22 protein-coding genes are annotated in these 25,397 nt (G+C 61.3%); 16 read left to right on the top strand and 6 right to left on the bottom strand.

Translation table 11 applies throughout. The annotated features are described in order from the left end of the window. Positions 1-17: 17 nt before the first annotated feature. Both MKI86_RS14055 and MKI86_RS14050 read right to left on the bottom strand, forming a co-directional pair. Positions 18-1,070, bottom strand: coding sequence for an ABC transporter permease (locus tag MKI86_RS14055; RefSeq protein WP_241601590.1), 1,053 nt, complete (start codon positions 1,068-1,070; stop codon positions 18-20). Further along, positions 1,070-2,584, bottom strand: a complete 1,515-nt coding sequence (locus MKI86_RS14050) for a sugar ABC transporter ATP-binding protein (protein WP_241601529.1) — start codon at positions 2,582-2,584, stop codon at positions 1,070-1,072. The genes MKI86_RS14055 and MKI86_RS14050 overlap by 1 nt, the downstream gene beginning before the upstream one ends. 147 nt (positions 2,585-2,731) lie before the next feature. Here MKI86_RS14050 and mtnK point away from each other — a divergent pair, with 147 nt between their 5' ends. Then, positions 2,732-4,003, top strand: coding sequence for an S-methyl-5-thioribose kinase (mtnK, locus tag MKI86_RS14045; protein WP_241601528.1), 1,272 nt, complete (start codon positions 2,732-2,734; stop codon positions 4,001-4,003). Then, positions 4,000-5,094 carry an S-methyl-5-thioribose-1-phosphate isomerase gene (mtnA, locus tag MKI86_RS14040; RefSeq protein WP_241601527.1) on the top strand — a complete coding sequence of 365 codons (1,095 nt, stop codon included), beginning with the start codon at positions 4,000-4,002 and terminating at the stop codon, positions 5,092-5,094. Before mtnK ends, mtnA begins: the two co-directional genes overlap by 4 nt. 60 nt (positions 5,095-5,154) lie before the next feature. Here the strand turns inward: mtnA and MKI86_RS14035 are convergent, their stop codons facing one another. Continuing rightward, positions 5,155-6,036 carry a LysR family transcriptional regulator gene (locus MKI86_RS14035; RefSeq protein ID WP_241601526.1) on the bottom strand — a complete coding sequence of 294 codons (882 nt, stop codon included), beginning with the start codon at positions 6,034-6,036 and terminating at the stop codon, positions 5,155-5,157. Between the two features lie 97 nt (positions 6,037-6,133). On the opposite strand from MKI86_RS14035, the gene MKI86_RS14030 reads away from it, so the two are divergent. Then, entirely contained in the window at positions 6,134-6,886 is a 753-nt protein-coding gene (locus MKI86_RS14030) for a sulfite exporter TauE/SafE family protein (RefSeq protein WP_241601525.1), read from the top strand. Positions 6,887-6,998: 112 nt separating this feature from the next. Here MKI86_RS14030 and MKI86_RS14025 read toward each other — a convergent pair whose 3' ends face one another. Together MKI86_RS14025 and metC are read right to left on the bottom strand one after the other, a co-directional pair. Beyond that, entirely contained in the window at positions 6,999-7,655 is a 657-nt protein-coding gene (locus tag MKI86_RS14025; RefSeq protein ID WP_241601524.1) for a GntR family transcriptional regulator, read from the bottom strand. A gap of 127 nt (positions 7,656-7,782) precedes the next feature. After that, entirely contained in the window at positions 7,783-8,946 is a 1,164-nt protein-coding gene (metC, locus tag MKI86_RS14020; RefSeq protein WP_241601523.1) for a cystathionine beta-lyase, read from the bottom strand. Between the two features lie 130 nt (positions 8,947-9,076). On the opposite strand from metC, the gene MKI86_RS14015 reads away from it, so the two are divergent. The 10 genes from MKI86_RS14015 (at position 9,077) to MKI86_RS13970 (ending at position 20,331) form a co-directional block, all read left to right on the top strand. Next, positions 9,077-10,117: an amino acid ABC transporter substrate-binding protein gene (locus MKI86_RS14015; protein ID WP_241601522.1), complete on the top strand. Its 1,041-nt coding sequence runs from the start codon at positions 9,077-9,079 to the stop codon at positions 10,115-10,117. 63 nt (positions 10,118-10,180) lie between these two features. Further along, on the top strand, positions 10,181-11,377 hold the full coding sequence (locus tag MKI86_RS14010) for an amino acid ABC transporter permease (protein ID WP_241601521.1): 1,197 nt from the start codon (positions 10,181-10,183) through the stop codon (positions 11,375-11,377). Between the two features lie 61 nt (positions 11,378-11,438). Beyond that, positions 11,439-12,485 carry an amino acid ABC transporter permease gene (locus MKI86_RS14005; protein ID WP_241601589.1) on the top strand — a complete coding sequence of 349 codons (1,047 nt, stop codon included), beginning with the start codon at positions 11,439-11,441 and terminating at the stop codon, positions 12,483-12,485. Positions 12,486-12,506: 21 nt separating this feature from the next. Beyond that, positions 12,507-13,274, top strand: a complete 768-nt coding sequence (locus tag MKI86_RS14000; protein ID WP_269470865.1) for an amino acid ABC transporter ATP-binding protein — start codon at positions 12,507-12,509, stop codon at positions 13,272-13,274. A 51-nt stretch (positions 13,275-13,325) separates the two neighbouring features. Further along, the gene (locus MKI86_RS13995) at positions 13,326-14,714 is read left to right on the top strand and encodes an MmgE/PrpD family protein (protein ID WP_241601520.1); all 1,389 of its coding nucleotides are present in this window, start codon (positions 13,326-13,328) and stop codon (positions 14,712-14,714) included. A 5-nt stretch (positions 14,715-14,719) separates the two neighbouring features. Next, positions 14,720-16,075, top strand: a complete 1,356-nt coding sequence (locus tag MKI86_RS13990; protein ID WP_241601519.1) for an MmgE/PrpD family protein — start codon at positions 14,720-14,722, stop codon at positions 16,073-16,075. Positions 16,076-16,098: 23 nt separating this feature from the next. Beyond that, entirely contained in the window at positions 16,099-17,466 is a 1,368-nt protein-coding gene (locus tag MKI86_RS13985; protein ID WP_241601518.1) for an MmgE/PrpD family protein, read from the top strand. After that, complete coding sequence (locus MKI86_RS13980; RefSeq protein ID WP_241601517.1) at positions 17,466-18,065, top strand: glutathione S-transferase family protein; 600 nt, start codon at positions 17,466-17,468, stop codon at positions 18,063-18,065. The genes MKI86_RS13985 and MKI86_RS13980 overlap by 1 nt, the downstream gene beginning before the upstream one ends. A 77-nt stretch (positions 18,066-18,142) precedes the next feature. Next, positions 18,143-19,228: a 4-oxalomesaconate tautomerase gene (locus MKI86_RS13975; RefSeq protein WP_241601516.1), complete on the top strand. Its 1,086-nt coding sequence runs from the start codon at positions 18,143-18,145 to the stop codon at positions 19,226-19,228. A gap of 20 nt (positions 19,229-19,248) precedes the next feature. Then, on the top strand, positions 19,249-20,331 hold the full coding sequence (locus tag MKI86_RS13970) for an AbrB family transcriptional regulator (RefSeq protein ID WP_241601515.1): 1,083 nt from the start codon (positions 19,249-19,251) through the stop codon (positions 20,329-20,331). 83 nt (positions 20,332-20,414) lie between these two features. Here MKI86_RS13970 and MKI86_RS13965 read toward each other — a convergent pair whose 3' ends face one another. Further along, positions 20,415-21,314 carry a LysR family transcriptional regulator gene (locus MKI86_RS13965; protein WP_241601514.1) on the bottom strand — a complete coding sequence of 300 codons (900 nt, stop codon included), beginning with the start codon at positions 21,312-21,314 and terminating at the stop codon, positions 20,415-20,417. Between the two features lie 297 nt (positions 21,315-21,611). On the opposite strand from MKI86_RS13965, the gene MKI86_RS13960 reads away from it, so the two are divergent. The 3 genes from MKI86_RS13960 (at position 21,612) to MKI86_RS13950 (ending at position 25,386) form a co-directional block, all read left to right on the top strand. After that, on the top strand, positions 21,612-22,919 hold the full coding sequence (locus MKI86_RS13960; protein ID WP_241601587.1) for a CapA family protein: 1,308 nt from the start codon (positions 21,612-21,614) through the stop codon (positions 22,917-22,919). Between the two features lie 42 nt (positions 22,920-22,961). After that, on the top strand, positions 22,962-23,933 hold the full coding sequence (locus MKI86_RS13955) for a Bug family tripartite tricarboxylate transporter substrate binding protein (protein ID WP_241601513.1): 972 nt from the start codon (positions 22,962-22,964) through the stop codon (positions 23,931-23,933). A 103-nt stretch (positions 23,934-24,036) separates the two neighbouring features. Further along, positions 24,037-25,386, top strand: a complete 1,350-nt coding sequence (locus MKI86_RS13950) for an MmgE/PrpD family protein (protein WP_241601512.1) — start codon at positions 24,037-24,039, stop codon at positions 25,384-25,386. Positions 25,387-25,397 lie beyond the last annotated feature (11 nt).

The raw sequence follows: 25,397 nt of genomic DNA, 5'->3' as shown, positions 1-25,397 counted from the left end.
CGCTAAGGGCTCCCGCCTCAGCGTTTGCCTCTTTTCGAGAGCGCAAAGGTGAAGATCAGGGCGATCACGAGTACGGCGCCCTTGATGAAATCCTGGGTGTAGTAAGGCGCGTTCATCATCGTCAGACCCTGTAGCAGGATGCCGACGAAGAGGGCGCCGATGGCCGTGCCGAAGGCATTCGGCTTGGCCGCGCCAAGCACGGCAAAGCCGATGAGTGCGGCGGCGACGGCGTCAAGCAACAGGTTGTTGCCCGAGGCGATATCGCCGCGCCCGAGGCGGGCGGCCAGCAGGATGCCGCCGATCGAGGCAAAAACGCCAGATATGATGTAGGCCGAGATCTTGTAGGCGTTGACCGGCGCACCGGCGAGGCTTGCAGCGCGTTCGTTGGACCCGACGGCATACATCATGCGGCCGAAACGGGTATATTCGAGGAAGAACCAGATGACGATCGCAAGCACGATCAGCACGACCACAGAGACCGGCACCAGATTTGGCAGGATGAAATCGAACCGATGGCGGCCGAGCGCAAGAAAGGCCGGACTGAAAGCGCCCGTCGCCGTCGAACCGTCGGGCAGCGTCATGCCGGTGGCAATCGAACGCCCTTCGGTCGGAATGCGCTGGAGGCCGAGCAGGAGGAACATCATGCCGAGCGTGGCGAGCAAATCCGGCACGCGCATGTAGACGATGATGATGCCGTTGACGAAGCCGACGAGCACGCCAACGGCAAGGCACACGAGTGTTGCCGTCAGCGCATCACCGCCCATCACAACCATCACATAGGACGAGGCCATCATAGCCGTGGTGGCCACGGAGCCGATGGAAAGGTCGAAGCCGCCCACGACGAGCGTTGCCGTCACGCCTAGCGCCAGAATCCCGGTGATCGATACGGATTGCAGGATGAAGACCGCACTCTGCGGCGAGGCAAAGCCTCCGGTGACCAGCGAAAAATACAGCACCATGCCAACGAGCAGCACGAGGAAGCCGTATTTGATCGCGGTTTCCCGGATGTTGAGGGCGGCCGGTGGAACGGCGCCCGTGGGCGCGGCGGATTTGCTCTGTTCGCTCGTCATCATGCACTGACCTGTTGATAGAATTGCCCGGCGATCTCGGAGAGCAGCCGCTCGACATCGATGTCGGCATTGCGATGCTGACCCACGATGGCCTGTTCCGACATCACCAGGATGCGGTCAGCGACCTCGAAGGCTTCGTCGAGTTCCGTCAGGAAAAGAATGGTGCTGCGCCCGGCGGAGGACGCGCGCAGTTTCGCGCCGATGTCGCGCCGGGCAGCGATGTCGACACCCTGGAAGGGTTCGTCGAGGATGAGGAGCCGCGACGGTTCGGACAGCCAGCGGCCGACCATGACCTTCTGCTGATTGCCGCCAGACAGCGTCTGCATCTCATCGCGCTCGGTGCGGCAGACGACGCCGAGTTCTGCGATCTGCTGGCGTGCCTTGACTTTCTCGGCCCGACGGCTGGCAATGCCAAGAGATGAGAGGCGGCGCAGGAACGGCAGACTGATATTCTCGTAGATATTGAAATCCGGAACGATGCCGCTGATCGCGCGATCCTTGGCGACGAGGAAGACTCCCTGGGAAATTGCCTGTCCCGTCGTTTTCGGCGCATAGCGCTTGCCGTCCAGCATCATCTCCCCGGCCGCCGGCGCGCGGGCGCCAAACAGCGTTTCGGCGAGCGCCGTCTTGCCCACGCCGACAAGGCCTGTGACAGCGACGATCTCGCCGTCACCTAGGTCGAAGTCGAACGATCGCGTCTGGTCAGAAAGCTTGAGGCCGCGCACGCTGAAGATCGGCCGGTCTGCGTCACGCACCGCGACGACACTGGCCGACACCTTGCGACCGAGCATAGCGTTGACCGCGCCTTCATAGTCGAGATCGGGCCCCTCGAATCGGCCGGTGATACGGCCGTCTCGCAATGCGACGATGCTGTCGGCAAGGCGGCGGATGTCCGACATGCGGTGCGAAATATAGAGAATAGCAACGCCGCGCGCCTTAAGGCGATCGATAAGGTCGAACAGGCGGTCGGCCTCCGCACTCGATAGAGACGAGGTCGGCTCGTCGAGGATCAGCACCTTCGGCTCATGCGCCATGGCGCGCGCGATCGCCACCATCTGGCGGTCGGCCAGCGTCAGGTCGTTGATACTGGCGGTGAGGTCGATGGCAAGACCCATGCGCGACGCGACGGCGGCAGCCTCGCGGCGCACCCTGCGCGGATTGAAGAACAGCCGAGCACCGCGTCCGTTCAGCCGGTCGAGCGTCAGATTGGTTGCGACGTCGAGATCGGCGACCACCCCGTCATTGATGTTCTGGTGCACGGTGACGACACCGGCGCGGATCGCCTCAGCCGGCGTTGCCGGTTCGAAGGCAGCGCCAGCCAGCGTGATCGTGCCGGCATCGCGTGTGTAAACGCCGGAGAGGATGCGCACGAGCGTGGATTTGCCGGCACCGTTGGCACCCATCAAAACCGTCACTGCGCCTGCTTTGAGGTCGAGGTCAACACCCTGGAGAACCGTGACCGGCCCAAAGGATTTGCGCACGCCATCAATGCGAAACACTGCCTGTTCGCTCATTTCCGCCTCCCAATTACGCCACGTTAGGATAGGCTATCGTCAAATGTCAAGGCCGTTGACATTTGACAGAATGATGCCTTAGCTGTGGGCAAGAACGGTATGGCGGCAAGCGGAGGCGACTGCCCCATGCGGCAGGAGGAGAACAACATGAACAGCCAAGTCTTCGAGGCGCTGAGCGCCGAGACATTGCCAGTTCGGCTGGGCGAGAACGCCGCCCTGAAAGAATGGATCGGTGCCGATTCGTCTCGCTGGACCATCAAGGAAGTGGGCGACGGAAACCTCAATCTGGTCTTCATCGTCACAGGTGAGACAGGGGCCGTCATCGTCAAGCAGGCGCTGCCCTATGTGCGGCTCGTCGGCGAGAGCTGGCCGCTGCCGCTAAAGCGTTCCTTCTTCGAATATCACGCGTTGAAGCGCCAGGGCGCGCGCGATCCCGGCATGGTGCCGGAGATCCTGTTTTTCGATGAGGGACAGGCCATCATCGTCATGGAATTCCTGACGCCGCATGTGATCCTGCGCCGCGCGCTCATTGAGGGGCGACAGCTGCCGAAGATCGGCCGTGACCTCGGTCTCTTTGCCGCCCGCACACTGTTCCGCGGCTCCGATCTTTCCATGCCGACGCGTGAGAAGAAGGCGGATGTGGCCCTCTTTTCCGACAATGTCGAGCTTTGCGACATCACCGAAAATCTCGTCTTCTCCGATCCCTATTTCGAAGCGGAGCTGAACCGCCACACCACACCGCAGCTCGACACCATCGTCGCCGAACTACGCGCCGACCGCGATCTGAAGGTGGAAGCGCAGAGGCTGAAGCATCTCTTCTCCGCCAAGGCAGAGACGCTCTGCCACGGCGACCTGCATACCGGCTCTGTCATGGTGACCGAAGACGAAACCCGCGTCATCGACCCGGAATTTGCCTTCTATGGCCCAATCAGCTTCGACGTCGGCATGCTGATCGCCAATTTCTGGATGAGCTACGTCTCGCAGACCGGCCATGAAGCATCGCCCGGTGCACGCGACAATATGCGCGCCTATCTGCTCGATACGATCGATACTCTGTGGGAAACGTTCCGTGCCGAATTCGCGCATCTGTGGCGCACGGAGCGCAAGGGCATTCTCTATCAAGCCAGCCTCTTCGAGGACCGCAACGACCCGCTCGCCGCCGAACAGGCTCTCTCCATCGTCATCGACGAGGTCTGGCACGAAATGCTGGGCTTTGCCGGCATCGAGATCCATCGCCGCATCCTCGGTCTTGCTCACAATGCCGATTTCGAAACCATCGCCGACCCCGACCGCCGCGCCTCCTGCGAGCGCAAGGCCCTGAAGCTCGGGCGTCACCTCGCCGTCAACCGGCAGCGCATCCACAGTCTTCGCGACATCCGCGAAATGGTGGAGCGGCTTGAAAAGGAGATCATCGCGTGAAAGTCGAAGAACGCCACTACCGTACGATCTGGCTCAACGAGGATGGCTGCTCCATCGACATCATCGACCAACGCTGGCTGCCACACGAATTCCGCGTCGTTACGCTCAAGACCGTTGCCGATGTCGCCGTCGCGATCAGGGATATGTGGGTCCGTGGCGCACCACTGATTGGCGTCACCGCGGCCTATGGTATGGCCATCGCCATGGCAAGGGATCCATCAGATACCCATCTCGATTCGGTCTGGGAAGAGTTGAACGAGACCCGTCCGACCGCCATCAACCTGCGCTGGGCACTGAATGCGATGCGCGATCATCTTCGCCCGCTGCCGCAAGCCGACCGCGCGGACGCCGCCTACAAGCGAGCGGCGGAAATTGCCGAAGAGGATATCGAACTCAACCGCGCCATTGGCGCCAACGGCCTCGATGTGATCCGCGAGATCGCGGCGAAGAAAAAACCCGGCGAGCCCGTGCGTATCCTCACCCATTGCAATGCCGGCTGGCTTGCGACCGTCGATTACGGCACCGCGACGGCACCGATCTATATGGCTGTCGAGGCGGGCATTCCCGTTCATGTCTATGTCGATGAGACACGGCCGCGAAACCAAGGCGCCTATTTGACGGCGTGGGAGATGAATGGCCACGGTGTGCCGCACACGCTGATCGTCGACAACGCCGGCGGCCATTTGATGCAGCATGGCGACATCGATATGGTGATTGTCGGCACCGACCGCACCACGGCCAATGGCGATGTCTGCAACAAGATCGGCACCTATCTGAAGGCGCTTGCCGCGCGCGACAATGACGTGCCCTTCTACGTCGCGCTCCCTTCGCCCACGATCGACTGGACGGTGCATGACGGCGTCAAGGAAATTCCGATCGAGGAACGCACTGCCGACGAGGTGAGTTTCGTGCAGGGCCGCGCCGCCGACGGTTCGATTGCCAGCGTGCGCATCTCGCCCGAAGGCAGCCCTGCCGCCAATCCCGCCTTCGACGTCACGCCTGCGAGGCTCATCACCGGCCTCATTACGGAACGCGGCATAGCCACGCCATCGCCAGAGGGTCTGAAAGCGCTCTTTCCGGAACGCGGGTGAATCCGGGTAGATTTTGTAGTCAGAATTGAGGGGTGCCGTGAAACCGGACCTCTTCGTCTGTCAAGGCTGTGCCAGATGGTCGAACAGCTCCCGCGCCGCGGGCGCAATGTCGAGACTTGCGGGTAAGCAGACCGAAAGATGCCGTCTTGCCCAGCTGTCCACAAGCGGGGTGATGGCAATGGCATTCGAACGCCGGCATCGCCGTGCGATCGTCTCGGGAACGATCGCCACACCAATCCCACTGCCTGCCGCTGAACATATCGACTCGAATGTACGCAGCCGGATCCGGTACCGGAGCTTCATGGCGAGCCGGTCCGCCTGAAGGTCGATGTGATCCTGCAATGCGCCAGTCTCCAATCCCACGAAGTATTCGCTGGCAATGTTGTAGAACGGAACGTCCTTTTCGTGTGCAAGCCAATGGGACTGCGCCGACACTACGGCAAGCCTGCTTACGGTGAAGGGCTTCAGCTGCAGCCCGTCTGTGGCGGCCGCGTGCGACAACACGCCGATATCGGCAAATCCAGCGGCGACGCTTCGTGCGATTTCGTGGCTTTGCCGCTCCTGTAGGTCGATATCGACTTGATGGCTCGCGGCAAGCCACGGCACCAGCCGCGCCGGGAGAACGTCGGCGATGGCGGCCGTATTGGCGTGCAGGCGGATCGTGGCCCGTATCCCCTTGGCATGGCGCGCCATTTCCCCACGCATGACGGATGCCCGATTGAGGATTTCACGGGCGTGATGGGACAGTGCCTCGCCCGCTTCCGTCAGAGCCACCCCGCGGCGGCCCCTTTCCATGAGCTTGACCTGCCCGGTGATCTCCATCTCGCGCAAACGATCGCTTGCTGCAGCAAGCGATAGCCCCACGGCAGACGCGCCATGCGTGATGCTGCCAGCATCGGCAACGGCGAGGAACAGCCGGAGATCGGTAAAGTCGAAGCGCATGGCACGATTTTAAAGCCGATTCAGGCTTCGGTCCAGACGAAGGCTCATTAAGGGAGAACCGCATTGTCGCGGTTTTCAGGTCAACTATCAAAAGAGGATGATTGACCTGTCAGACCCCCTGCTGCTCGTTGCTGTTGCCGCGACATTCCTTGTCGCTGGAATCGTCAAGGGTGTCACTGGCATGGGGCTTCCGACCGTTGCGATGGGGGGTCTCGGTGGCTTGCTTTCGCCACTCGCTGCCGCTGCCCTGCTTATCATCCCGTCTTTCGTGACAAACGTCTGGCAGCTGCTGGCGGGGCCGAGCATAATGTCGATTGTACGGCGCCTTTGGCCCATGATGGCGGGCGTGGTCCTGGGGACGTTCGCCGGCTCCTCTCTTCTGAAAGACGGAGGGGCGGTTCTCGGCACCTTCATGCTTGGGCTCGCGCTCGCTGTCTATGCCGTATACACCCTGCTCGCACGTCCCTTTCAGGTCAGGCCGCAATGCGAACGCTGGCTCTCGCCTCTTGTCGGAGGCGTGACGGGCCTTGTCGCCGGCGCGACGGGTGTCTTCGTCATTCCGGCCGTGCCCTATGTGCAAGCCCTTGGACTGCGAAGGGATGACCTCGTTCAGGCTCTGGGCCTTTCCTTTACGGTGTCCACCGTCGCGCTTGCCGCCGCGTTAGGATCACGGGGCGTCTTTGAGATGGATACGCTGCTGCTTTCCGCAGCCGCCATTGCTCCGGCGCTGCTCGGCATGTGGATGGGTCAGTATATCAGGCGGCGTGTCAGCCCCGCGGCGTTCAAACGCTGTTTTCTGATCGCGCTTGCGCTTCTCGGGTTGGAGATGATGCTTCGGGGCGTGCTTTAGCGCGCCCATTCATCGCGCGCTCCTATCTCTTCTGGTAGGAAAGCCGCCACGAGCAGCAAACGTCTCATCTTGGCGGGTCGTGAGATCCGCCCAGCGATTGACGGTCAGGTCGTCAAGCGTTGGAGCCCTCAGCCAGCATCTTCAGGCGTATCTGAAATCCCTCTGAAATATGCAGGCGTGCGGCACGTTCGGCGCGATCGCCGTCACCCTGTGCGATCGCTTCAACAATTTCCTCGTGCTCGGCCTGCGCGGACTGTACGCGATCTGCCTTCGTGTATGTGGACCCTGGCAAGAGGCTCAGGTGGACCCGCAGGTTGCTGAGCGCCTCTACCATGAACTTGTTGTGCGAGGCCTGTACGATCTGACTATGCAGGAGCTTGTTTCGCGCCAGAAGCTTGAGCGGATCGGTAAGCTCGCGATCCTGCATGACCATTTCCCGCAGCAGATTGACTTCCGCACGTGATGCATGCTCTGCGGCGAGCCGGGTTGCCATTCCCTCAAGCCCTTCACGAACCGCGAACAGCTGGCGAATGTGATCGACGCTCGGATGTGCGATGACCAGTCCACGTTGTGGACCATGTTCGGCCAGCCCCATCGTATGCAACCGATGAAGGGCCTCGCGCACCGGGGTCCGGCTAATGCCAAGTCGCTGCGCCAGCTCGGTTTCGGTCAGCCGGCTTCCCGGCCGCAATTCGCCGCTCTCGATGAGATCGAGGATGTGGTCGACCGGATTGCGGCGCGCTGAGCTGGGCTCCAACACTTGCTTCATGCGACTACCTATGCCTTTCAAGCGCGGCCTCCCGCGAATGGGCGGGTGACCTCTTAGCCCCTATACAGACGTTTTTTCTGCCGTACCACAATTGTCGTTTAACACTAGCCGCAGATGCATGCGGCTGTCATCGCAAACGATCAAGCCCTTGGCGTATCTCGCGAATAAGGTCGGCCGGGTTCTCCAGTCCGACATGGATGCGGATCGTTTGTCCGCCAGGCTCCCAGGTGGTCGCGGTGCGGTAGACAGATGGATTGCTCGGCACCATCAAGCTTTCAAAACCGCCCCAGCTCGATCCCATGCCGAAGAGTGTGAAGCCGTCGAACATGCGGGCAAGTGCTGATCGATCAACGGCGGGTATCACGAAGCCGAACAGGCCGGACGCTCCGGTGAAATGGCGCTTCCACAACATGTGCCCGGGGTCGTCAGGCAGGGCCGGGTGCATGACGCGCAGCACGTCTTCCTGCTCGCCGAGCCAGTGTGCAACTTCCAGTCCGTTGATGTGGTGTTGGGCCATGCGTACGCCGATCGTGCGCAGGCCGCGCAGGGCGAGAAAGGCGTCATCCGGTCCGACGCAGAGGCCGAAGCGCAGATAGGCCTCGCGAAGACGGTCATATTCCGACTCGCGGCAGGCGATCGTGCCGAGCATAAGGTCGGAGTGTCCCGAAATGTATTTTGTGCCGGCCTGGACGGAGATATCGACGCCTTGGGCGATAGGCTGGCAGAAGTAACCACCGCTCCACGTGTTGTCGATGATGGTCACGATGCCGCGGCGGCGCGCCACTTCGGTGATCGCAGAGACGTCCTGGATCTCGAAGGTCTGCGAGCCGGGCGATTCCATCCATATCAGCTTCGTTTCGGGACGAATGAGGGTTTCAATATCTGCACCGATGGTCGGGTCGTAATAGGTCGTTTCAATCCCGAACTTCTTCAGCGTGAATTCACAGAACTTGCGCGTCGGACCATAAGCGCTGTCGGTCACCAGGAAATGCGCGCCCGGTTCTGCGTAGCTCATGAGGATGATGCTGATCGCGCTGACGCCGGAGGGCGTAACGAGCGCCTTGTCCGCGCCCTCCAGGGCACAGATTGCGTCTTCAAGTGCGTGTGTGGTGGGTGTGCCGCGTCGACCATAGCGCAGCCGTGCGCTTTCTTTTGCGTCAAGGGCTGCGAGGTTGGGAAAGAGGATGGTGGAGGCGCGGTATACGGGCGTGTTGACGGTGCCGGAGTGGTCAGCGGGCGAGCGGCCGCAATGCGCCAGGCGGGTATCCAGACCCAGATCGTCGTTGTTCATAAGCATTTTCCCGAGGGTGTTTGATGTCTATTGCATACCATTGAATACATATGTATACAGTAACCTAAGGGGCGTCAATCACATGGCGAGGTCTAAAGCCCGCCGCCCTGGGGAACGATGAGGAGAAGACATGACAATATTGAAAGCTGTTATTCGCTCGGTCCTGGCGGGTGTTGTAGCTGGTGCTCTGGGCGCCTCTGCAGCACAGGCGAACTCCGGCGATACGCTTGCCGCCGTCAAGGCGCGTGGAGAGGTTCTGTGCGGCGTCCACCCGGCACGCCACGGATTTGCTGCGCCTGACAGTCAGGGCAAGTGGAGCGGCTTCGAGGTCGACTTCTGCCATGCGGTTGCCGCTGCCATTTTTGGCGATGCGAGCAAGGTGCGTTTCGTTGCCCTGTCCTCGCAGCAGCGTTTTCCCGCCATCCAGTCGGGCGAAGTCGATGTGCTGGCACGCAATGTGACGGCCACGCTCAGCCGCGATACGGCGCTGGGTCTCAATTTCTCTCCGCCGATCTTCTATACGGGAACCGGCTTCCTGGTGCGTAAGGACGACGGCATCACCAAGGTCGAGGATCTCGACGGTGCGGCGATCTGCATGGCGCCGGGCTCGACCACGGAGCGTAACGTCGCCCAGATCTTTGCTGCACGCGGCATGAAATACACGCCCGTCGTCATCGAAAACAACAAGCAGCTGGTCGATGCGTACGTGACCGGCCGTTGCGATGCGCTGACGAAGGACAAGGCGGCGCTTCCAGGCGTGCGTGCTGTCGATACGGAAAATCCCGCCGACCACGTTCTCCTGCCCGGCATCTATTCCAAGGAGCCGCTCGCCATGGCAGTGCGCCAGGGTGACGATCAGTGGTACGACCTGATCAAGTGGGTGGTGTATGCGACCTTCAATGCCGAGGAAATGGGCGTCGGGCAGGCCAATGTCGATGAAATGAAGGCCTCGACGGACCCCGATGTCCAAACCCTGTTGGGCGTTATCGGCGACAACGGCACCAAGCTCGGCGTCGGAAATACGTGGGCCTACGACATCGTCAAGCAGGTCGGAAACTACAAGGATATCTACATGCGCCACTTCGGCCCGGATAGCCCTGTGGCCCTGGACCGGGATCAGAACGTGCTGTGGACCGAGGGCGGCCTGCTCTACGGTTTGCCGATGCAATAAGTCGGTCGATCCGCGCCCTGAAGGGCGCGGATTCCATGCACGCATATCCACTGGAGATATAATATGATCGATGCCACTCCGGCACGCGACGGGCAGTCTTCTGCCCGCCGGCCGAAGGACTTGCTCTACAGTGAGGGCTTCCGCGCAGCAGCCTACCAGATCGCCCTTGCGGCCGCTGTCGTCTTCGTCGGGCTGTTCCTGTACCAGAACGTGGTCGAAAACCTGCAGCGCCAGAATATTGCGACGGGTTTCGGCTTTCTGAGGGAAGTCTCCCAGTTCGAAATCGGCGAGACGCTGATCAGCTATTCCGCGCGTGACACCTATGCCCGCGCTTTGCTCGTCGGCCTTCTGAATACGCTCAGCGTCTCGGCAGCCGGCATCGTTCTTGCCACCATCATCGGCTTTTCGGTCGGCATTGCCCGTGTCTCGAATAACTGGCTGCTGCAGCGCATCGCGACGGGCTATGTCGAAATCGTGCGCAACGTCCCGGTCATCCTTCAGGTAATCTTCTGGGCGGCGGTCACCCGCAACCTGCCTGCGCCGCGTCAGGCCCTCGAGCTGTGGGGACTGGGTTTCCTCAGCAACAGGGGCCTGACCTTCGCGACCCCGGTCGCCGATCCCGCGCATGGGTGGATGTTGCTCGCCCTGGTTGGCGGTATCGTACTCGCCGGCATTGGCGATCGATGGGCGCGGCGCCATCGCGAGGCGACCGGCAAGCACGTCGATATGCTCTGGCCGAGCCTCGCCGTCGTCATTGGTCTGCCGCTCGTTGTGTGGCTTGCTTTCGGTGCACCGCACCTGATCAGTTTTCCCGAGCGCAAGGGCTTCAGTTTCGTCGGTGGCTACACGATCAGCCCGGAATTCGTAGCCTTGATGACGGGGATTTCGCTTTATGCTTCGGGTTTCATCGCCGAGATCGTCCGCGCCGGCATCGAGGCGACGCCCAAGGGGCAGGTCGAGGCCGCCCGGTCCATCGCGCTTCGTCCGCGCTTCATCATGCGCTACGTCGTTCTGCCTCAGGCACTGCGCGTGATCGTGCCGCCGCTGACGAGCCAGTATGTCAGCCTGATCAAGAACAGTTCCATCGCCGTCGTCGTCGGTTATCCCGATCTTGTGAATATCGGCAATACGGTGATGAACCAGACCGGCCAGGCGGTAGAGGCTATCGCCGTGATGATGACGGTCTATCTCATCATCAGTGTCGTGACTTCGCTTCTGATGAACACCTACAACCGCCTCGTGGCGATCAAGGAGCGGTAGAATGACGACGGCTTCCTCACAAACTCGGCTCGTCACGGCCGCTTACGATCCACTTGCACGCATGTCTGCAGCCGACTGGCTGAAACGGAATCTTTTCAGCTCGGTCTGGCAGACCCTCCTGACCCTCGTTACGGCCGCGGTACTGCTGCGCTTCTTCTGGTTCGTACTGGATTGGGGCGTGATCAACGCGGTATGGGTCACGTCCGATCCTGACGTGTGCCGGGCCGCCACGGGCGCGTGCTGGGCGGTCATCGTCGAAAAGCACCGGCCGATGCTGTTCGGGCTCTATCCCTATGACGAGCATTGGCGGCTGGTCCTGATGATGGTTATCTACCTCGTCACGGTCGTCGTCTCGCTTATGCCGCGCAACTGGAATTTGCGTTTCCTCGTGCCCCTATGGTTGGTGGCGGCCGTCTCCATCGGCGTGCTGATGTTCGGTGGCGTCCTGGGGCTGCGCTATGTGCCGACGTCCGAATGGGGCGGCCTCCCGCTCACCATGCTGCTCTTCACCGGCACCGTGTTGTTCGGCATGCCGGTTGCGGTGCTGCTTGCACTTGGCCGACGTGCGCCGCTGCCTGTCGCCAGGGGTGTTTCAGTCGTCTTTATCGAGGCCCTGCGCGGCGTTCCGCTCATCACCATCCTCTTCGTCGCCGTGAACGTCTTCCCGCTGTTCCTGCCTGCAGGTGTCCAGGTGGACAAGCTGTTGCGCATCACGATCGGCATCGCCATCTTCTTCGCCTGCTATCAGGCGGAAGTGATACGCGGCGGTCTCCAGGCCATTCCACGTGGGCAGTACGAAGCGGCAGCGTCGCTCAGCCTGACCTACTGGCAGACGACCAGTCGCATCATCCTGCCTCAGGCGCTGCGCATCTGCCTGCCGGCTATCACGAACCACATCATTGCCGCCATGAAGAACACATCCTTCGTGATCATCATCGGCCTGTTCGATATTCTCACCGCAACCACGGCTGTCATGCAGGATCCGCTTTGGCGCAAGTTCTACGTCGAGGCCTACCTGTTCGTCGCGGCTGTCTATCTCTTCTTCGGCTACGCGCTCTCGCTCTATGCGCGCAAGGTGGAGAAGTGGATCGCCAGCGGCCGGATCTAACAGCTGAAATCGGAGAAATTCATGTCCCAGTCCACGTCCACGCAGGCGGCAGACGCCCCGATCATCAGCCTGCACAACGTTTCCAAATGGTATGGCCAGTTCCAGGTACTCTGCGCCGTCGATCTCGATGTCCGAAAGGGCGAACGAGTCGTCGTTTGTGGGCCGTCCGGTTCCGGCAAATCCACGCTCATTCGCTGCATCAACCGCCTGGAAGTGCATCAGGAAGGCCGGATCTTCGTCAAAGGTCTGGAGATGACGGACAATGTGAAGAACATAGACGCCATCCGCCGCAACATCGGCATGGTGTTCCAGAACTTCAACCTGTTTCCGCATCTCACGGTTCTTGAGAACCTCACGCTCGGTCCGATGCTCACCCGCCATATGAAGAAGGCCGACGCCGAAGACCTTGCGATGCATTTCCTGCGCAAGGTCCGCATTCCCGAGCAGGCGCGGAAGTACCCATTGCAGCTGTCCGGGGGGCAGCAGCAGCGTGTGGCCATCGCCCGCTCGCTTTGCATGGAGCCCGAGATCATGCTGTTTGACGAGCCGACCTCTGCGCTCGACCCAGAGATGATCAAGGAAGTGCTCGATACGATGATCGAACTCGCCGAAAGCGGCATGACGATGATCGTCGTGACCCATGAGATGGGGTTTGCCCGCACCGTTGCGGACAATGTCGTCTTCATGGCCGACGGCCGGATGGTCGAAAGTGCGCCGCCCGAGGAGTTCTTCGGCAATCCGCGTGAGGAGCGCACCCGCACCTTCCTCGACCAGATCCTCAAACACTGAACTTTACGGCCCGCCGCTGCGGCGGGCCACCCCGAAAGACAGGAGATTTCCGTGACGTCTTTGACGCCTGAGCTTGCGGCCCGCGCCGCAGGCCTGAGCCTTGCTGACCTCAGCGCGGCCGCCCGTGACTGGGCTTGCCGCGCCTTTGCCGATACGGTCGCCTGCGGAATCGCCGGTGCCGGCGAGGACGTCGTGCACCTGGCCGGCGCCGTTCTGTCCGCCGCTCCCGGCCCGTCCGCGCTTTTCGGTCGTGAAGGGCGCCTGCATGCGCTCGACGCCGCACAGATCAACGGCATTGCCGCCCATGCGCTGGATTTCGACGACTGCAACCTCGAAATGGACGGTCATCCGTCCGTGTCGATCGTTCCGGCGCTTCTCGCGCTCGGCGATCAACTCGATTGCAATGGCGCCGACCTTTTGACGGCCTATGTCGCAGGCGTCGAGACGGAAATCCGCGTTTCGCGCATTTCCAATCCCGCCCATGCCGACAGCGGCTGGCATCCGACCGTCACCTTCGGAGTGATCGGCGCGGCCGTCGCCGCCGGGCGGCTACTGCGACTTACCCCCGAACGCATGGCGGCCGCCATCGGGATTGCAGCGTCCTGCGCTGCCGGTCTCCGGGCCAATTCCGGAACGATGACGAAGCCATTGCATGCCGGGCAGGCCAACCGTAACGGCTTGCAGGCCGCATTGCTGGCCGAAAAAGGCTTCACGGCCGGACCGGCTGTGCTGGAACACAAATTTGGTTTCATGGCTGCCTTCAATGGCGGTATCACGACCGATATCGCGCCCGCTCTGGACGGCTGGGGCAAGGACTTCGCGCTCCTTTCGCCGGGTATCGCGATCAAGCAATATCCCTGCTGCGCCTTTATTCACTGCGCCATCGACGCCGCCTGCGAACTGCGTGGCGCCTTCGCCGTCGGTGAAATCGAGGAGATCGAGGTCGCACTGCATGCGCGCCGCCTGCGAAACATCGACCGGCCAAAACCGCGTGATGGACTGGATGCCAAGTTCTCGACCCAATATCTGACGGCGCGCGCGCTGATCGCCGGCACCGTCGGCTTTGCGGATTTCGAGGAGCCGTTGCTATCCGATGGCGCGACGTCTGCGCTTGCCGCCCGCGTGCAGCTCGTTGCCCATGACGAAGCGGATCTGTCGCTTGGCCACGTTACGTTGCGTCTTGCCGATGGTCGCAGCCTGTCTGCGAGCGCAAGCGTCGCCATGGGCCGTGGCCCGTCCAATCCGATGACCGAGGCTCAGTTCCGCGCGAAGTTTGACGATTGTGCCGGACGTGTCCTTTCGCCCGACGGGACCTCACGCCTCTACGCAAGCCTCATGGCGCTGCCCGATCAGCCCTCGATGCGCAGTCTGACGAGCCTGATGCAGCCTGTTTCCACCACCCAGAACCGTTCCGCCTCGTGCGCGGCCAACGAAAGGTGATCCCGATGTCTCTCTCCCGCGAACTTGCTGCGCGCGTCGTCGCGCTCGATCCGAACAGCTTCGACCCAGACGCTGCGAAATGGGCGCGAAACGCCATCGCCGACATGATCGGCTGCACCTTGCTGGGTGCGCCGACCGACACGACCGACGCCGCACGCATGCCTGAGCTCTATGGTGCGGGCTCCTGCCTTGTCCTGGGCCGTCGCGAGAGGCTCGGCATGTTGGACGCCGCCTTCGTCAATGGCACGGCTGGCCATGCGCTGGACTATGACGACACGTCGAAATCCCTGTCCGGCCATCCGACTGTCATCATCGTGCCCGGTTTGCTGGCGCTCGCCGAGATGAGAGGCGCGAGCGGTAAGGATTTCATCGATGCCTATATCATCGGTGTCGAGGCGGCGACGCGCTTTGCGCGTGGCGTCAACTTCCAGCATTATGAAAAAGGCTGGCACCCAACCGCCACGCTCGGCATCTTTGGTGCCGCGGTTGCTGCGTCCGTCCTGATGGAGCTTTCGCAGGACGAGATCGCCAATGCGATCTCGATCTCCGCTTCTCTCGCCTCTGGTCTGAAGGCCAACTTCGGCACGTCGACCAAGCCGTTGCATGCGGGTATCGCGGCGCGAAACGGACTTTTCGCCGCGCTGATGGCCTCCAAGGGCGTCGCCGGTTCGCCCGTCGCACTGGAGCATCCGCAAGGATTCCTGGAAGTCTTCAATGGCGCCGGCAATTATAATATTGACCGGATGCTGACCGGATGGGCGGAGCCGCTAGACCTGCTGGCGCCCGGCATTTCGATCAAGAAATACCCCTGCGTCTATAGCGTCCATGGCGCGATCGACGCGGCAATCCAGCTTCACGACGGCCCGCTCGGCAACACTGCCGCGGTGACAGATGTGCTTGTGCGGATGCATCCTCGCCGCCTGCTGCCGCACGTGCGCAATCCTGCGACCAGCGCGCTCAATGCAAAGTTCTCGCTGCCTTACGCCGTGGCGCGGGGTCTCGTAAACGGGGCGGTGCTGCTCGATCATTTCGAGGATGCGGCGCTTCACGATCCCTCCGTCACGCGCATCATGGGCCTGATCCGCATGGAGCCTCACGACGACGACGCCAACGACTATGGCGCGGAGGTCGTGGTGACGCTGGAAGATGGCACGGTGTTACGCCAGACGGTGGCCGCTCCGCTCGGGCGCGGCCCGGAAGCTCCCCTTCCGCAGGAAATGCTGGAGGCGAAGTTCATCGACTGCGCACGCCGCAGCCTTACCGACGACGGCGCGACCAAAATCTTTGGCCAGTTGATGCGCCTCGATGAGCTGCCAACCATTGCGGACCTCACGGCCGCCATTGAAGCCGCCACGCTCTGAAGATATCCAAAGGGACGAGAGATATGAGTTTTGCACGCGAACTTTCCCGCCGGGCGCTTTCGATCCGCCTCGCCACCGTACCTGAGGAAGCCGTCCATATCGGGCGCCGCGCCTTTGCCGATACGGTCGGTGTCGCGCTGGCCGGGGCCGATGCGCCCTATCTCGATGCGTTGGAGGCTGTCCTGGAATGCGATGCAGCACCGGGGCAGGTAACGCTTTGGGGCAGGGGCGGGCGTCGCGCTTCCATGCTGCACGCCGCGCTCGTCAACGGCACGGCCGCGCATGCGCTTGATTTTGACGATTGCTCGACCACGATGGGCGGACACCCGTCGGCACCGGTCGTGCCTGTCGTGTTGGGGTTGGCCGAGGCGCTCGGCCTTCCCTCCGGCAAGGCGATCGAAGCCTGGATTACCGGCGTCGAGGTCGAGACCCGTCTGGCGCGCGGTCTGCTTCCGCATCATTACGAGAAGGGCTGGCATCCGACGGCAACGCTCGGCGTTTTCGGCGCCACAGCCGCCGCCGGCCGGATGTTCGACTTCGATGAGGAGCAGATGGCAACCGCTCTGGCTGTCGCGGTTTCGATGGCGTCTGGCTTGAAGTCGAATTTTGGTACGCCAGTGAAGCCGTTGCATGTCGGCCAGGCCGCACACAACGGCATCATGGCCACCCTCGTGACACGTCGCGGGATGACCGCGAACCTCGAGGCCTTCGAGCACAATTACGGCTTCTTCAATCTGTTCAATGGCGCGGGCACCTATGATGCCGATGCGATCCTGGATGGTTGGGACGGCCCGCTGGAAGTGTTGCAGCCCGGCATTGCGATCAAACAGCACCCGTGTTGCGGAAGCGCCCATTCCGCAATCGACGCCGCTTTGCGTATCGTCGCACGGGAAGGCCTTATTGCAGCCGACGCCATCGAGGCAATCGAGACCCGCACGCACGAACGTCGCCTTGCGCATACTAACCGGCCCGAGCCGCGCTCGGGGCTGGATGCGAAGTTCAGTGTCCAGTTCCTTACCGCCAAGGCGCTGACTGCCGGCCGCATCCGTCTCGGTGACTTCGACGATGCGCATTTCCTGACCTCTGACATCGCATCGCTGCTGCCGCGCATTACCGCGCGCGCGCATCAGGATGCCGATGCCTATCGCGGCGATGTGCGTGTGGTGCTGAAGGACGGCCGCGTCTTCGAGGACGGCGCATCCACCAATTTCGGCCGAGGTCCCGCCAATCCCATGTCGGATGACGAACTCGGCGACAAGTTCGTTGATTGCGCTGCGGCAAGCCTGGGCGAACTGGACGCGGGAAATGTTTATCGCGCCTTCCTCGCGCTCGACGCCGACACACCCATCGGGCCGCTCATGGCAGGGCTTTCCGGCAAGGGAGACGCATGATGCTGACGGTCTACGGACGCCCGAACTCTTCCAACAGCGCCAAGGTTTTCTGGCTGCTGGACGAACTCGGCATGGACTATGATCTCATCCTCACGGGCCGCGGCTTTGGCGCCACCGATACGCCGGAATTCCGGGCGATGAACCCGTTTGGAAAAGTGCCCGTGCTGCGTGACGACGAGACGGTCGTCTGGGAGTCCAACGCGGTGTTGCGCTACCTGGCCGGCCGCTACGGACCCACCACGCTTTGGCCTCACGATCATGCGGAACGAAGCATCGTGGACCGATGGATGGACTGGGCCTCCCTCTCGCTGACGCCGCCGCTGACACGGTTACGGAAGGCCCGTTCGGCCGGGCGATCAGGCGATGGCGATCTGCCGGCCGTGCTCGCGGCCGTTACGGCCATGGACGAGTTGCTGGCGGGTTCGCACTTCCTTGCCGGTGACGCGCTGTCGCTCGCCGATATCGTTGCGGCTCCATCTGTCCACCGCTGGTTCCGGCTGCCCGAAGCCGGTGAGGGGTTCGCCAACCTGGCGGCCTACGCCGAGCGTCTGTCTGAAAGGCCCGGCTACCGTCGCCATATCCGCGATGCGCTGAGCTGATCCCACCTTCGGGGGCTTCCACCTCTGCACTTTCCATCGGGCATGGCGCATGCATGCCCGCATAGGAGGACTTTGACTTGTCGCAACGCGCGATCCCATTTCTTCTTTTCCGCGGCGGGACGTCCAGAGGTCCGTATTTCCGCATGGACGACCTTCCTAAGGATCGTGAGACGTTGGCGGACGTGTTGATCGCCGCTCTTGGCTCCGGCCACCGTTACAATATCGACGGCATCGGGGGCGGGGTCGCGGTCACGACAAAGGTTGCCATCCTCACGCGGTCACAGGATCCCCGCGCCGACATCGACTACCTCTTCGCGCAAGTGCTCGTAGAGGAACGGCGTGTCGACTTCAGGCCAACCTGCGGCAACATCCTGTCTGGTGTTGGACCGGCCGCCATCGAGATGGGCCTCTTCGAAGCACAGCCCGGCGAAACACGGATACGTATTCGCGCGGTCAATACCGGGGCACTTGTGGATGCTATGGTGCAGACACCGGCTGGCACTGTTTCGTACGAGGGTAGGCTGGCGATCGACGGGGTGCCGGGCACCAGTGCGCCTATCCAGCTCAGCTTCCGCGAAACCGTCGGCTCCGTGACGGGCAGCCTGCTGCCGACCGGAAATCCACGCGACTTGATCGACGGGATTGAGGTAACCTGCCTCGATGTAGCCATGCCCGTTGTCATCGCCCGTGCCGAGGCGTTCGGCCTGACGGGAGCTGAGACGCCTGGCGCGCTTGATGCGAATGCTGCCTTTGCGGCGCGACGCGAAGCCGTCCGGATCGAAGCCGGCAAGCGAATGGGCATGGGGGATGTGGCGGGGTCCGTGACGCCGAAGTTCGCCATTCTCGGCCCGCCCTGCCGGGGCGGTTCGGTGAGTGCGCGATATTTCATGCCGACGACCTGTCACCCGACAATGGCGGTAACCGGTGCGCAATGCATCGCCGCAAGTCTGCTTCTACCTGGAAGCGTCGCCGCGGATCTCGTAGAGGAGGTCGCGGCGTCTCCCACTCTGTTAAGGTTGGAGCATCCTTCAGGCCACATCGACGTCGTCGTCGACTATGAGCTTGTCGATGGTGGCCTTCGGATGCGGTCCGCTGGGATCATGCGCACGGCGCGGCTGCTGGTTCGCGGCGAGGTGATGGTGCCGCGCGCAGTCTGGCCATAGCGAAAGATGAGTGCAGGACGATGATTGATGTGGTGACCGGCTTCCTCCGCTCGGTGTTATCGTGGCGCATTGCGCTAACGCTTGCCCTCGCGGCAGCCGGCGGCTGGGTTTTCCATCGGCTCCATCTGCCCTTGCCGTGGATGCTGGGCGGGATGACAGTGACAATGCTTGCTGCGTTGTCGGGTGTGCCTCTCGCCCGGACACGGCCGATCCGTCCGCCCTTCGCAGCCATTCTTGGCGTCATGCTCGGCTCGGCGTTCCAGCCGTCGGCCTTCACGGAGATCGGCACCTTGCTGATGCTCGTTGGGGCGATCACGCTGACCACGATTCTATGCGGCTTTGCGGGATATCAGTATCTGCGCCGCGTGGCGGGGTTCGATCCCATCACCGCCTACTTCGCCGGCATGCCCGCCGGTTTGCAGGAGATGGCCCTTCAGGGCGGGCTTGCAGGCGGTGACGAACGCCGCATCGCGTTGATACACGGCACGCGCATCTTCCTTCTGGTCATGGTGGTACCGCTCGCCTTTGCGGCGCTGTTTCACGTCGATTCGCAGTCGAGCCAGATTTTCCAACATAGCGCAGCCGATATCGCCGTTGCCGATTGGCTCTGGCTCATCGGCGCCGGTGCGATAGGGTGGTGGCTTGCGAAACGGTTGGGTGTTCCGAACGCGCCAGTCATCGGGCCGCTGCTTCTGAGCGCGGCCATCCATCTCGGGGGCGCTTCCGCCGCCGCACCGCCGCCTGGCAGCATCGTGCTTGCCCAGCTCATCCTCGGTTCGTCCCTCGGCTCCAACTTCATCGGAACGAACTGGTCCCTGTTGTGGCATTCCCTGCGCCATGGCCTTTGCCTCCTGCCGATCCTCGTCAGCATCTGCCTGGGCGTCGCCTTGCTTATCGCACCGCTCGCCGGCCTCGACCGCAGCGTCCTCTTCCTTTCGCTGGCGCCGGGCGGAACGACCGAAATGTCGCTGATCGCGCTTGCCCTGCATGCCAATGTGGCGCTGGTCACCTCCAGCCAGCTGGTGCGGATCCTTCTTGTCAATGTCGGCGCCGTTTGGCTCTTTCGTAGCCGCGGCAAGGCTTTTTTGGCGCAGGATCGATAGGCACATGCCTTCATTGAGATGAGCGCGACAACAGCGCCGCTGATATGCTTCTGGCCGTTAAATGCGGCAGGCGGCGCGGAATATCAGCCCGCATTGGCTTCCAGCAGCAGGAAGTCGCGGAAGCTCTGGGCCGCGAAAGGGAGCATGTGGTCGCGTCGCTGGACAAGGCCGACGGCGCGGGTAATGACCGGGTTGATAAGGGGCATCATCTTGACCGACTGGTGGTGCGATGGCGACATGGCGATTTTCGGCAGGACCGCTATGCCGATGCCCCGTTCGACAAGGCCGATCGATGTCGCGGAGTGCGTAAGCTCGTAGAACCAGTCGAGGTAGATTCCTGACTTGCTGAGATTGGAATCGATCAGGATGCGGTTGCTGCTCTCCCTGTTCACGCCAATCAGGCGTTCTCCCTGAAGATCGCTCCATTGCACGGCATCCTGCTCCATAAAGCGGTGGCCGGGCGGGATTGCGATCATGAAGGGATCGTCGAGAAGCGGCGTGTAGGACAGGCTCTCGTCTGAAAAGCCGAAAAAGTTGATCCCGATATCCACCTCTTTGTTTCTTACTGCCGCAAGGGCTTGCGAGGCAGGTGCCTCGAAAATCTTGAAACGGATATTGGGAAATCGCTCGCCGAATTTTTCGATGGCGTAGGGAAGATACTGAAACGCCGTCGTATGCAGGCACGACACTTTTACAAGGCCGGTCTCCTCGCTTCGCTTTCGCGAGATCGCGGCGAGTTGAAATTCCAGCTCGTGGATTGTGCGGCGTGCGATCACCTCAACTTCACGGCCATAGGGGGTGAGGGCGACCTGCCGTGTCGACCTCTCCAGCAGCACAGCGCCGAAGGATGTTTCGAGCGATTGAATCCTGCGCGACAAGGCCGGCTGCGAGATGTTGTTTTGTTCTGCGGCTTTGCGAAACGAGGCGTTGTCGATAACCGATACGAACAACCGAAGATCGCGCAATTCGAAGTTGACGTTCATTTTCCCCTCAATCCTGCCCGTTCATATTCATCCGGCTTTCGCACCGCCTGGCAAATTCAGCGCCATTAAGGCGGTGGGCCGGGATCTGGCCATATATGCAGAGAATGACCGATTGATGCAACATATGAGGTATTATGGCTTGTTGCTGGCGTCATTGTATCTACTTGGCGCAATTATCGCACTTATATTTGCATTTGGCGCATCCATGATGTGCGACTAGAGTGCTTCCATATCAATCGGTTGCGCGCCACGCACAAAGCCTCGATAACCGAGGATGCAGGCCGCGCTTCCAAGCAGATGGGGGTTTTCGTGCTTCGTATTGCCGCTACAGGTGAGACCCTTTGCACAAGACGGCATTCCAGTTTCGTGGACAGGCCTTTTCTCGACGTCGTGGACATCCTTCGTGGTGCCGACGTCGCATGCACCAATCTTGAGACGCGGGTCCACACATTCAAGGGTGCGCCGATGCCTGTTGATACGATGGGCATGGAGCAATCGTATCAACAGGCCGATCCGTTTGTTGCGGACGAGCTGAAGTGGATGGGGCTCGACCTGATCGGCCGGTCGAACAACCATGGCATGGACTACGGTGCGGAGATGCTGATCGAAGAGGCCGAGATCCTCGACCGTGCCGGCTTGCTTCACGCCGGCGCCGGTAAAAATCTGGCCGAGGCCACACGTCCGACATTTGTCGAAACACCGAACGGTCGTGTCGGCTTTCTGTCCATGTGCACGGATTTCCCGCCGCATTGCCCCGCCGGCGAACAGGGTCAGCTAACGATCGGGCGGGCCGGTATCAATGCGATACACCATGATGTTAAATATGAGGTCGATGACGAGACCTTTGCCAGTCTCTCCAGGCTGATGACCGAACTGGACATGAAGAAGGCCGTCAGAGATGGTCAAGTCCTGGCCTTCGGACAGGTATTCGAGAAATCACAGCAAAACCTGGCCGTCTACACGCCCTCCGCCTATGACGTTGGTCGCAACTGCCGCGCCATTGCCGACGCGAAGCTGGCCTCCGATTACGTGATCGTTCACCTGCACCAGGAGACGGAAGGACACTATCCGTCGGAACGTATAGAAAATCTTGCCAGAAAGCTGATCGACGCAGGCGCCGACGTCATTGTCGGCGACGGGCCCCATCTCCTCCAGGGCGTGGAGATCTACAATGGCAAGCCGATCCTCTACAGTCTCGGGAACTTCTTCTATCAGAGTGAAACCATCAAGGCGTTCCCGCCGGACATGTATCTGAGAGGCGGAATGCGTCCTGACGCTCTGCCGCAGGAAGCCATCGAATACCGCGATGCGATCCGCTCGGGCCGTGTGAAGAAGGACAATATCAGGCCGTTGCGTTCCGGAAACGAGTATCTCGAATGGCATGAAGCAGCCATTGCCGATATCGTCTTCGATAACGGTAGGCTGAGCTCCATTCGCCTGCATGCCGTCTCGACCTATGACGTAAAGCGGTCGCAGCGCGGTCTGCCGCGGATTGCGGACGCCGAGACATCGACCAGGATTATCAGCAACATCGCAAGCTATTCCCAACCGTATGGAACCGCCATCCGGCTGGAAGGAAACGTGGGCATTATCGACATCGCATGAAAATCAACAACGCTTAGTAACAACCTCCGAGGGGTCGGGAAAATGGCACTGAAAACGTATATTTCGGCATTGGTCGGCACTCTTTGCCTGGCATCGTTCGCGAGCCCGGCACAGGCCGAGGACTTCCCGTGCAAGTCCATGCAATGGATTGTGCCCTTCTCGGCCGGCGGTGGTGTCGACTGGATGGCACGCGTGGTCGTGGACGAGTTGCAGAAGGAGCATCCGGGCCTGACAATCACTGTCGAGAACCGGACCGGCGCAAGCGGCGCCATCGCTGCGCAGGCTCTCAAAGCGGCCTCGGCGGATGGTTGCACGGTTATGAGCATGAGCAGCTCCATGCTCGTAGCGCAGGCGGTGATCGGCGCCGACGTGGGCTATGATTTCGAGACCGATTTCGAGCCCGTCATCAACCTGGCTTCGACGCCTTACTTCCTGACGGCATGGAATTCGCTTGGGGTGAAGACACTTCCCGAGCTCATCGCAAAGGCGAAGGAAGCGCCCGGCACGATTCCCTATCCGGTTTCCGGCCAGGCAACGCTACAGGCCGTTGTGTTTGCAGAGCTTTCCGCGGCAGCCGACATCAGCATGATCAAAGTGGCCTACAAGGGCGGTGGCGAAATGTTCGCAGACTTCCTATCCGGCCGTGTGCCGCTTTTCCTGGCCTTCCCCTATGAGGTGAAACAGTACATCGATGGCGGCGACGCCTTCTATCTTGCCGTGACGTCGAAGGAGCGGCATCCCTCGCTTCCTGACGTCCCGACGGTTGCAGAGACATTGCCGGGCTACGACATCATCCAGAGTTATGGCGTCGTGGCGCCGAAGGGCGTGCCCGCCAACGTCGTCGCAATCCTGAACAACGCTATCGCAAAGGCACTTCATTCGGAGACGGTCGCCAAGAAACTGCAGACGGAAACCTCCTTCCAGGTCGATGCCGCAGGTCCTGAAAAGTTCAAGGCGCTCCTGAAAACGCAGTATGTTCAGTATCAGGCTGCCGCCAAGATGATCCAGGAATAGTCTTCCTGACTTTAACGGCCGGCCATCAGGGCCGGCCAATGCCAAATTCGCATCGGGCACATATCACGATCGGCCCGCAATCTTACAAAAACTGGAGAATAGAATGTCCGAGTTCCTGCGTGGCGCTCAGCTGAGCAAGTTTGTCTCTGAGAATAGCTTCGACGCATTGCCAAACGAGGTCGTGGAGGCTGCCAGACAAGCCCTGGTCGACTATCTGGGTGTCGCGATCGCGGCAGTGAACGATGCCGCCGCATCCTCACCCCGCAAGCTCGCTGCCCAGTGGAACATGCCCGGCAAGGCCCAGGTCATCCTTGGAGGAAGCACGCAGCCGATGATGGCGGCGCTGGCCAATGGCACCATGGCACATGCGATGGATCTCGATGATACCCACAGCCAGGGTTGCGGTCATCCGTCCGGGCCGTGCTGGTCGACCGCTCTTGCCATGGCACAGCAGTATGACAGCACCGAAGCGCAGGCGATCACTGCCTTCGTCACGGGCTACGAAGTCATGGCGCGGCTGGGCGGTGGCGGCACCTTCGGCGTCGGCCGCACCTTGCAGGTCAGAGGCTTTCATCCGACATCGATGGTCGGGCGCATGGGCGCGGTAGCTGCTGCCAGTTCGATCCTCGCCCTCGATGCACGTCAGATCGACAATGCATTCGGTTGTGTGGCCACGACCGCAAGCGGCTTGCTGGGTTCGTTCGGAACACATGGCAAGCCGTTCCATGCCGGTAAGGCTGCGATGGACGGTATCCTGTCGGCGGAGCTGGCCAAAGAAGGTTTCATCGGCGGTCATCAGCTCTATGAGAAACAGAACGGTTGGCTCAGCGCATTCCTGCGAGACGACACTTTCGTCATCCCTGAACTCGATTTCATAGAACGGTGGGAGCTGCTTGAAACCGGCTACAAGCGCTATGCAAGCTGCCGCGCGACGCATACGCCGGCCGAGACCGCCTTTGCGGCCCGCCCGCTGATCGACGGTCGCCCCATTGAACGTATCGTCGTCTATCTCGACCGAACGGCGCTGGTTACCGCCGGCAAGACCAATCCAAAGACCGGTCTGGAAGGCCGCTTCAGTATTCCGTTCTGCATAGCCATGGCCCTGGTCGGCCGCAATCTTGGCCCGTTCGATTTCAAGGACGAGATCACCAAGGATCCGGAGATCCTGAACCTTCTTCAGAAGATTGAAACCATCGTGGAGCCGGATCAACCGGAGGATGAGACGAGGCTCGAAGTCTATCTGGAAAACGGTGAAAAGATCGAGACCGTATCGGAAATCCCATTCGGTGACCCGCGTCGCCCCTTCACATGGGACGACCATCACAGCAAATTCACCGAGCTCGTCTCTCCGGTCCTGGGTGTCGCGAAGACCGAGGCCTTCTTCGATCTGCTGAAGCGCTTCGGAGAACGTGAAGGCGACCTGAACAAGCTCAGGGATTTTATCGCACGTTGATCGCAACCCTC

Origin of the sequence: Shinella sedimenti (assembly GCF_022601905.1) — a bacterium.
GTDB classification, from domain to species: Bacteria; Pseudomonadota; Alphaproteobacteria; order Rhizobiales; family Rhizobiaceae; genus Shinella; species Shinella sedimenti.
This window is presented reverse-complemented; position numbering and strand designations above follow the sequence as displayed.

Coding starts and splice junctions, on each gene's coding strand:
- MKI86_RS14055 (WP_241601590.1), bottom strand. CDS start 1,070: ATGACGAGCGAACAGAGCAAATCCGCCGCGCCCACGGGCGCCGTTCCA.
- MKI86_RS14050 (WP_241601529.1), bottom strand. CDS start 2,584: ATGAGCGAACAGGCAGTGTTTCGCATTGATGGCGTGCGCAAATCCTTT.
- mtnK (WP_241601528.1), top strand. CDS start 2,732: ATGAACAGCCAAGTCTTCGAGGCGCTGAGCGCCGAGACATTGCCAGTT.
- MKI86_RS14035 (WP_241601526.1), bottom strand. CDS start 6,036: ATGCGCTTCGACTTTACCGATCTCCGGCTGTTCCTCGCCGTTGCCGAT.
- MKI86_RS14030 (WP_241601525.1), top strand. CDS start 6,134: ATGATTGACCTGTCAGACCCCCTGCTGCTCGTTGCTGTTGCCGCGACA.
- MKI86_RS14025 (WP_241601524.1), bottom strand. CDS start 7,655: ATGAAGCAAGTGTTGGAGCCCAGCTCAGCGCGCCGCAATCCGGTCGAC.
- metC (WP_241601523.1), bottom strand. CDS start 8,946: ATGAACAACGACGATCTGGGTCTGGATACCCGCCTGGCGCATTGCGGC.
- MKI86_RS14015 (WP_241601522.1), top strand. CDS start 9,077: ATGACAATATTGAAAGCTGTTATTCGCTCGGTCCTGGCGGGTGTTGTA.
- MKI86_RS14010 (WP_241601521.1), top strand. CDS start 10,181: ATGATCGATGCCACTCCGGCACGCGACGGGCAGTCTTCTGCCCGCCGG.
- MKI86_RS14005 (WP_241601589.1), top strand. CDS start 11,439: ATGTCTGCAGCCGACTGGCTGAAACGGAATCTTTTCAGCTCGGTCTGG.
- MKI86_RS14000 (WP_269470865.1), top strand. CDS start 12,507: ATGTCCCAGTCCACGTCCACGCAGGCGGCAGACGCCCCGATCATCAGC.
- MKI86_RS13990 (WP_241601519.1), top strand. CDS start 14,720: ATGTCTCTCTCCCGCGAACTTGCTGCGCGCGTCGTCGCGCTCGATCCG.
- MKI86_RS13985 (WP_241601518.1), top strand. CDS start 16,099: ATGAGTTTTGCACGCGAACTTTCCCGCCGGGCGCTTTCGATCCGCCTC.
- MKI86_RS13980 (WP_241601517.1), top strand. CDS start 17,466: ATGCTGACGGTCTACGGACGCCCGAACTCTTCCAACAGCGCCAAGGTT.
- MKI86_RS13970 (WP_241601515.1), top strand. CDS start 19,249: ATGATTGATGTGGTGACCGGCTTCCTCCGCTCGGTGTTATCGTGGCGC.
- MKI86_RS13965 (WP_241601514.1), bottom strand. CDS start 21,314: ATGAACGTCAACTTCGAATTGCGCGATCTTCGGTTGTTCGTATCGGTT.
- MKI86_RS13960 (WP_241601587.1), top strand. CDS start 21,612: ATGGGGGTTTTCGTGCTTCGTATTGCCGCTACAGGTGAGACCCTTTGC.
- MKI86_RS13955 (WP_241601513.1), top strand. CDS start 22,962: ATGGCACTGAAAACGTATATTTCGGCATTGGTCGGCACTCTTTGCCTG.
- MKI86_RS13950 (WP_241601512.1), top strand. CDS start 24,037: ATGTCCGAGTTCCTGCGTGGCGCTCAGCTGAGCAAGTTTGTCTCTGAG.